Genomic DNA, 8,247 nt, shown 5'->3' with positions numbered 1-8,247 from the left:
TCTCTACATCTGCTGTGCTGAAGTAGCTCCACTGATAATAACACTGTAAGCCTGTGGGCAGGCGGTGGTAGGTCATGCGCCGGTCGCTGTTGTAGGCAAATTCGCGGGTCTGGCGGTTTTCGGCATCGAAGACCTGTTGCAGGTCACCTTGTTCGGTGTACTGGTAACGGTTCAGTAAGCGGCTGCTGCCGTCGCTCAGCTCTTGGCGGATTTCGGTTACGCGCTGCGGATGGCGCTGATCCTGATAGTGCAGGCTGATCCGGGCGGCGTTGTCGTTATCGGCAAATTACCCATCCACAATTTATTGTACTGGCTACACTGGCTTATCAGTCTCAATTCAATGAAGAAATAACACAGGTTTTACTGGCCGGTAAAACTAATATCGATGTAATGACCATCTCACAAATTCTGGAAAATCTGGAAAAAAAAGAATACATAACCCGTGCGGTGTCAGCCAGAGACAGTCGCGCCAAATCAATTACACTGACACAAAGCGGTTTCGATATGGCCAATAAAACCGTGCCACTGGTAGAACAAATTGATAAACAGTTTTTTGCTGTTTTGGGTAATGATCAACAATTATTTAATAAAATGCTAATAATATTATTAGGCAAGTAAATATTTTATTAACAGTAAATGTATCTGGAATTACCAAATAAATGGTTTACTGAAAATAACAGCAATAGAAAAAGCATAAAACACTGTTTAACTTTTTCTATTGCTGAATTCAGATATTAAAATTAATAAATTTATTATCTGTTCCTACTGGCTAGTAGAGTATATACGGCAATACTGTGTATTACACCAGCAGAATCGTATTCATGCCTGCGTGTTGTCTTAATTACATACCCTTTATTGCGTAATTCATTAATACGTGGTGCCGGACTACAAATACCTAATGCACGCAGTTCCAAAGTACTATGAGGACATTTACGTAAGCATTGCAGAATAAAACTACGCTGAGTAGCGTAACTGGTATTTGGTAGTGACTGAGTAGTCTCATCACTTTGTTTTTTAGTTAAAATAGCAGTAGTAATATTATTCATTATTTAACTCCCGCATTTATTGTTAGCTTGTCAGGTAATATCACAAAGTAATACGGTATATAATATTGATTTGCTAACCATGCTTTATAGAATATAACTAACTGGCTAAGTTTGAGAAAATGTGTTTTATCAAACCTATGGTTTAAGATAGTTCTTACCCATGTAATATCTATATCTGAAGTTTTGAGTGTGAAAATTTTAATAGCTTTGATCAGCTTATTTGTCATGCTTTTGCCTTTTTTGTAGTTGGTCAGTACAGGCAAAAGATTAATTAATGCCAAGAATCAGTTAAATGAATTAGCATGCTGATTTCCTGAAATAGCGTGTTGATTTCCGGAATCAGCTTGATGATTTACTCATTTCCTGTTCAAAGTCTTTCATCCAGTTTCTAATTGTTTTTTCAGTTAAATTGCTATTTTTAGGCATAGGTAAAATATTTGTTAGTGCTTTTTCACGCATATCATCTATAAATTGTTGCTTTGCTCCTCGTTCTGTAAAATTATCTTTTGCCCGTAACCAATATTCTTTCATTGCTTCTTTTGTTCCGGTTTTTTCGTAAGGGCTTTTTTTCGCTTTTCCAGCATTACGGGCTCTTATTGTAAGTGTATTTGCTATTTCTTTTTTCTTATTTTCTAGTTCAATAGAAGCATTATTCAGTCGCTTTAATTTTTTTTCAGCCCTGATATTTTTTTCTACAATAATAGGTTTAGTTCGTTTTAATGCTATGAGCTCATGTTGTAAATTTTGAATTTGTGACGTTAATTTCTTATTATAAATTGTTAAATTATGAATAATTGTAGTCTGTGCTGGATTATCTTTTTGTTTTTCTAACTCTTGAATTTTAATTTTTGCTTTATATAGTTTTTCTGTTAGAAATGTATTCTTATTTATAGTAGTTTTCAGCAAATTTTCTAGTTTTTTTATTTTTTTATTAATTTTATGACTATTTCCACATAATGAATTATATTTTTTGCGTAATTCTTCTAATGAGATAAATTTTGGTTCTGATTTTATTTTTTTACTTGTGGCCTCACAGGTATAAATAATTTCATTATTTTGGGTTTTAGCCTCATTTAGATGATCTTCAAGCGTAAAAATTGAATATGAATGACCATCTTCAGATAGGAAATCAATGGGTTCTAATTGTTCTTGGTTATTCATTTCTATTCCTTAATTGCTTCGAGTTTTTAGATAATTAAAAAATATTTTATTCTAAATTTAAACTGTACGGTATTTGCTCAATAGAGTTTAGGATAACTATGAGTCAGGGTGTTGTAGTTTGATTTTTTGAATTATTTGACGGTTATTGATTATATTAGCAACTAATATAAATTTAATTTCATTAATTAAAAAAAATTTTTATATTTCAAATTTTAAATTTCATACAGTTATTTAAATTATTTTTATATTTTCAACAGGCAAAAAAATAACCGCATTCAGCGGTTATTAATGGTGGCCAGAGGCAGGATCGAACTGCCGACACACGGATTTTCAGTCCGTTGCTCTACCGACTGAGCTATCTGGCCATCGGGGAAGAGTGCGCATTAAACCAGATATATGCCGGCTTGGCAAGTGTTTTCTGTATTCTCTTATCTATGTGGCTGTTTATTTGTTGGAAAAATTAGTTATTTTCTGGTTGCACATGTGTGATTTTGAAATTATGTAGGTTTAATAAGGTCGTTTTTTCTTTTTTCAGAATATACACAGGAAGCGGTTGCTTATCTTGGATTTCTGTCTGATCCTTCATAAAAAGTAGACGCCGGATAAGAGCTGTATTAAGGTAAACACTTTTATTACAAGGGTGAAGAGGATGCAGGGCGAACAAAAGCCGGTATGGAAAGATGGCTGGTTACAGCAATGTATTCATGTACCGTCACCAAATTTTAGCCGGCGTCCGGCACAGACTGAGGTATCGCTGGTGGTATTGCATAATATTTCTTTACCACCTTTTGAATACGGGCAGCAGGCAGTACAGCGTTTGTTCACTAATCAGATTGATGCTGCTGAACCGGATGATTTTATGCGTTCATTAACCAGATTGCGGGTATCCAGCCATTTTCTGCTGGAACGAAACGGAACAATAATTCAGTTTGTTTCCTGTGATGACGCAGCTTTTCATGCCGGGATATCACGTTTTAACAGCAGGGATGGCTGTAATGCGTTTTCAGTCGGAATTGAGCTTGAAGGCTGTGATTTCGAACCGTTTACGCCATCTCAGTATACGCAGTTGGATGCGTTATTACAGATGCTGTGTGCGCATTACCCGATTCAGGCGATTACCGGCCATCAGCATGTGGCACCGGGGCGAAAATCGGATCCGGGGCATTTTTTTGAATGGGATATGCTGCGCAGTAATGGTTTACCGATAGTGACAGAATATCAGTGGCTTTTGTAGTTTATGGCTGCCGGCAGGGGTATTTTTAGTTATAATTCCATTTAACTGTTAATTAAGTTGCGGTTTTCGCAAATTGTCTGGTAGGAATGTAATGAGTGATTCTGTAATGATTGTGCTGGTGATAGGTGCTGCGATTATTCTGTTGGTACTGGCCTATAATATTTATCAGGAAAGCCAATACCGCAAACAATTGCGCGAACAGTTCGGGCATGCCAATAAAGATGCTTTACTGGACAGTCAGGTAAATTCAGTACGGGATGGTGCACAGGCTGCGCCTGTTTTGCATGCTAAGACGATGCCGTCAGCAGGTGAAGCGGATACAGCTGCTGCTTCATCTGTACAACAGTCTGAAGCAGCAGACAGTGAAAAAAATAAGCAGGTAACCAGTGACAGCGCTAAATCGGAAGAAGCGACAGTGTCTGCGACCGAAACAGTATCTGATGTGACTGATAATCAAGCACCCACACCAAGAAGTCCGGCTGAACACGAAGATAAGGAATTATTATCACGAATGATGCCGCTGAAAGGGCGTAAAACTTTGCTGGATGTGCGGGATATGTCTAAACAGCCGCTACCATGGTTTGATGTACGTTTTGATTATCTGGCCTATATTGCACTGTATCAGCCGAAAGAGTTGCATGCAATGCCGCGACTGAGCAGTCGTTCCCGTTTCCGGCTGGTAGGCTGTACGATGGATGACCGTTATCAGATAGCTGAACCGATTCCCAGTGTTTATTATCAGGGATTTGTGGTTGGTCTGCAGGCAATCAGCCGCAGTGGTCTGCTTACGCATGAAGAGCTGGCGTATTTTGGCGAACAGGCCAATCGTTTTGCCGAGCAGATGGATGGGCAGTTGCTGTTAACGGATATTAATACTTTTCTGGATGTGGCGCGTCCACTGGATGATTTATGCGCAAGGGTTGACCAGACAATTGCGATTCATCTGGTATCACGTACGAATGTCAGCGGAATGGAGCTGCGTTCTGCAGTTGAGAAACAAGGCTTTGAGCTGGGGCATGATGGTGCATTTTTTTATGCTGATACTAATGGCGAGCCTTTGTTTAATATTGTTACGCTAGATAACACACCTTTTACCTCTACTTTGTTAGCAAATCAAAATTATCGCGGATTCAGTATGTTGTTTGATATAGTACATATACCAAACGGCGAGAAATGTTTTGATCAGTTTATGGATATGGCTGTGAAATTATCCAGTCAGCTAGGTCTGGATCTGGTTAATGATAAAGTGGAAGAGTTATCCACAGAGTGGTTGCGTGAGGTACGCCGCTATGTAGTTGACCGGCAAAAGGAAATGAAGCAGGTTGATCTGGAGCCTGGAAGTGAACTGGCCAAAAGACTGTTTTCCTGATATTGCCTGAGTATTTTAATTTTATAAAGAGATGGCAAGCCGCAGAACGGGGTTTGCCATCTTTTTTCTTTTTCTGAAGGATAGCTGTAATGGATTCAGTAAGCGAACAGCAAATTATTGATTTAACCGCACTGCTCAATCGTTATGCGCATGAATATTATGATCTGGATGCACCTACTGTACCAGATGCAGAATATGACCGGCTGTTCCGCCAGTTGCAGGCTTTGGAAGAGCAATATCCGCAATGGCGGCAGCCGGATAGCCCGAGTATACGTGTAGGTGGGCAGGCACAGCAAAAATTTACTGCTGTGGTGCACCAGATTCCGATGCTGTCACTGAACAATGCATTTTCACCACTGAATGATAATAATCAATTCGACCATAGTGAGATGTATGCTTTTGATAAACGGGTACGCGATGGTCTTGGTGCTGAGCCCGAATATATTGTTGAACCAAAGTTTGATGGTCTGGCAATCAGTTTGTTGTATCGTGACGGTCTGCTAGTACAGGCATCTACGCGCGGAGACGGATATACCGGCGAGGATGTTACTCAGAACGCGCGCACTATTGTCAATATTCCATTACGTCTACAGGGTGATCAGGTACCGGATCTGCTGGAGGTACGCGGTGAAGTACTGATGCTTAAAGCTGATTTTGACCGGCTTAATGCACATCAGCAGGCAGAAAATCAGAAAACTTTTGCCAATCCGCGTAATGTAGCGGCTGGCAGTTTACGCCAGCTGGATCCGAAAATAACGGCACGCCGGCGTTTGCATTTCTATGCCTACGGAATTGCCAGATTGGATGAGCGTTTTGCGGTAAACAGCCACAGCGAAGAGCTGGCATTGCTGGCACGTTTGGGGCTGACAGTACCGCCACAGGATAATTTGTGCTATCAGGCTGATATTGGGAAGGTGCTGGCTTTTTATGAGCATATTTTTCAGATACGTGCGGATTTGCCCTTTGGCATCGATGGTGTAGTGATTAAGGTGGATAATCTGGCTCAGCAGGAGCAGCTTGGCTATGTAGCCCGTGCCCCGCGCTTTGCTATTGCTCAAAAATTTCCGGCAGAGGAAATGCTGACTACTGTGGAGGCTATTGATGTACAGGTGGGACGTACCGGTGCAGTAACACCAGTAGCACGGCTGACGCCGGTATTTGTAGGTGGTGTTACAGTTACCAATGCAACTTTGCATAATGAAGGTGAAGCACAGCGCAAGGATGTACGTGAGGGTGATACGGTTATTGTGCGCCGTGCTGGAGATGTCATTCCTGAAATTGTTTCTGTGGTGCTGGCACAGCGTCCGATGGTGGAAAAACCGGCGGCGGATTTGCTTACTTCGCCTGAAGCTGTACCGAAATATCCGCCGTTCCGTATGCCAGAAAATTGTCCGGTTTGCGGTCATGAAATTGTTCGTGAAGAGGGCGAAGCAGTGGCTCGTTGCAGTGGCGGAATGCTGTGTCATGCTCAGCGGGTGCAGTCGCTAATTCACTTTGCTTCACGTCGCGCCATGGATATCGAAAATCTCGGTGACCGGCAGATTGAACAGTTAGTAACACAGGGCAGAGTCCGTCATTTTGCTGATGTTTATCATTTGCAATTGGCCGATTTGCTGGCAATGAAACAGCAGGCTAAGCAGGAAGCAGGGGAAAGCTCAGCAGAGTCGGTGACAAATGAACTGGAATTATCTGCAACTGATAAAGCAGGCAAACAGCAGCCATCCAGATGGGCTGAAAATATTCTCGCCGGTATTCAGGCCAGCCGGCAGCGTCCTCTGGCTAATTTAATTTATGCTTTGGGTATTTTTCATGTTGGTGAGCGTACAGCAAAACAGCTGGCACAGGCTTTCGGTGATTTGGCTACGCTTACTCAGACTACTGAGCCGTTACTGGCCTGTTTGCCGGATATCGGTAAGGTGGTAGCACATTCGGTAGCCTATTTTTTCAGTCAGGAAGATCAGACCAGTCAATTGCAGGAATTACTTGATGCCGGTGTGCAACCGCAGACAGAAACACGTCGCACATCACTGGGTAAATACTTTACTCCTGAGCGAATACTGGCTCGTTTACCCGGTGCCGGTTTAACGGAATCGCGGGCACAGAAGCTGTGGCAACTGGCGGGTAAGGACTGGTCACAACTGTTAACTGATAAAGCCTTGCCGGAAAGCTGGCAGCAATGGTGCAGCCAGCCTGAAAATCATGAATTACTGCAAAAGACGATTGAGTTATGTGAGCAGCTGCTTAGCGGAGAGACGGAGGAAATCACGTCATCGGTTAATGAAGCTGTAGCCGGCAAAACTTTTGTGTTAACCGGTACTTTACCAGACTGGTCACGTGATGTGGCACAGCAGCATATTGAAGAAGCCGGTGGTAAAGTGAGTGGCAGTGTATCGAAAAAAACTGATTTTGTGGTGGCCGGGTCAGAAGCAGGCAGTAAACTGTCCAAAGCTGAAGCACTTGGTGTTACTATACTGGATCAGGCTGCATTGATGATTATGCTGGGAATTAAAGAGTAAACTCAGATGAAAGCAGAACCAATCCGTAAGTGTGTTTTTCCGGTGGCCGGTATGGGCACACGGTTTTTACCCGCTACTAAAGCCAGCCCGAAAGAAATGTTGCCGATAGTGGATAAACCACTGATTCAGTATGCGGTAGAAGAGGCTGTTGCTGCCGGCTGTACTGAACTGGTATTTATTACCGGCAGGAATAAGCGTTGTATTGAAGATCATTTTGATAAGGCTTATGAACTGGAAACAGAGCTGGCTTACCGCAATCAGAATAAATTGCTTGATTTTGTGCAGGGTATTCTGCCGCCTAATGTGACTTGTCTGTATATTCGCCAGCCGGCCGCATTGGGGCTGGGACATGCGGTTTTATGCAGCCGTGCTGCAGTAGGTAAGGATGATTTTGCTGTGGTACTGGCTGATGATTTGATTGATGCACAGCCTGGTGCATTGAGCCAGATGATGAATGCTTATTACCGTACGGGTTGTAATGTCCTTGGTGTGGAAAATGTTGATCCGCAGCAGACGGGTGCTTACGGTATTGTCGAGATTAATCGTCAGAATGATTTCGATTATATACAGAGTATTGTGGAAAAACCTCATCCGGATGAGGCTCCTTCAAATCTGGGTGTAGTCGGGCGCTATATTTTGTCAGCACGAATTTTTGATTTTCTGACTAATTTACCGCTGGGTACTGGTGGAGAAATTCAGCTGACTGATGCTATTGCACGGTTGCTGACTGAACAGAAAATGATTGCGTATGCTTTTGCCGGCAGACGTTATGATTGCGGTGATAAGCTTGGTTATCTGGAAGCAACCGTGGCCTATGGTATGAAACATCCTCTGGTAGGAGAAGATTTTAAAAAATTATTGCAGCGCATGGTGTGTTAACGCAATACCGGAATTCATACGTAAATGTTTCTAGTTTTATTA

The 8,247-nt window shown here is 42.1% G+C and carries 7 protein-coding genes and 1 tRNA gene; 5 read left to right on the top strand and 3 right to left on the bottom strand.

What is annotated here, in order from left to right:
- Window positions 1–285 precede the first annotated feature (285 nt).
- The gene (locus GY065_RS11025) at window positions 286–618 is read left to right on the top strand and encodes a MarR family winged helix-turn-helix transcriptional regulator (RefSeq protein WP_371731962.1); all 333 of its coding nucleotides are present in this window, start codon (window positions 286–288) and stop codon (window positions 616–618) included.
- 134 nt (window positions 619–752) lie between these two features.
- Here GY065_RS11025 and GY065_RS11020 read toward each other — a convergent pair whose 3' ends face one another.
- The 3 genes from GY065_RS11020 to GY065_RS11010 all read right to left on the bottom strand — a co-directional run bounded on the left by GY065_RS11020 (window position 753) and on the right by GY065_RS11010 (window position 2,572).
- A complete protein-coding gene (locus GY065_RS11020) occupies window positions 753–1,046 on the bottom strand; it encodes a helix-turn-helix domain-containing protein (protein WP_174834144.1) in 294 nt (97 codons plus the stop codon).
- A 339-nt stretch (window positions 1,047–1,385) separates the two neighbouring features.
- Window positions 1,386–2,207, bottom strand: coding sequence for a hypothetical protein (locus GY065_RS11015; RefSeq protein ID WP_174834143.1), 822 nt, complete (start codon window positions 2,205–2,207; stop codon window positions 1,386–1,388).
- A gap of 289 nt (window positions 2,208–2,496) precedes the next feature.
- Window positions 2,497–2,572: transfer RNA gene (locus GY065_RS11010), tRNA-Phe, on the bottom strand.
- A gap of 284 nt (window positions 2,573–2,856) precedes the next feature.
- On the opposite strand from GY065_RS11010, the gene ampD reads away from it, so the two are divergent.
- The 4 genes from ampD to galU all read left to right on the top strand — a co-directional run bounded on the left by ampD (window position 2,857) and on the right by galU (window position 8,205).
- On the top strand, window positions 2,857–3,441 hold the full coding sequence (ampD, locus tag GY065_RS11005; protein WP_174834142.1) for a 1,6-anhydro-N-acetylmuramyl-L-alanine amidase AmpD: 585 nt from the start codon (window positions 2,857–2,859) through the stop codon (window positions 3,439–3,441).
- A gap of 106 nt (window positions 3,442–3,547) precedes the next feature.
- On the top strand, window positions 3,548–4,810 hold the full coding sequence (locus GY065_RS11000) for a cell division protein ZipA C-terminal FtsZ-binding domain-containing protein (RefSeq protein WP_174834156.1): 1,263 nt from the start codon (window positions 3,548–3,550) through the stop codon (window positions 4,808–4,810).
- 89 nt (window positions 4,811–4,899) lie between these two features.
- Entirely contained in the window at window positions 4,900–7,326 is a 2,427-nt protein-coding gene (gene ligA / locus GY065_RS10995; protein WP_174834141.1) for an NAD-dependent DNA ligase LigA, read from the top strand.
- 6 nt (window positions 7,327–7,332) lie between these two features.
- The gene (galU, locus tag GY065_RS10990) at window positions 7,333–8,205 is read left to right on the top strand and encodes a UTP--glucose-1-phosphate uridylyltransferase GalU (protein ID WP_100126309.1); all 873 of its coding nucleotides are present in this window, start codon (window positions 7,333–7,335) and stop codon (window positions 8,203–8,205) included.
- Window positions 8,206–8,247 lie beyond the last annotated feature (42 nt).

The sequence above is a fragment of the Snodgrassella sp. ESL0323 genome (genome assembly GCF_013346865.1).
GTDB classification, from domain to species: Bacteria; Pseudomonadota; Gammaproteobacteria; order Burkholderiales; family Neisseriaceae; genus Snodgrassella; species Snodgrassella alvi.
This window is presented reverse-complemented; position numbering and strand designations above follow the sequence as displayed.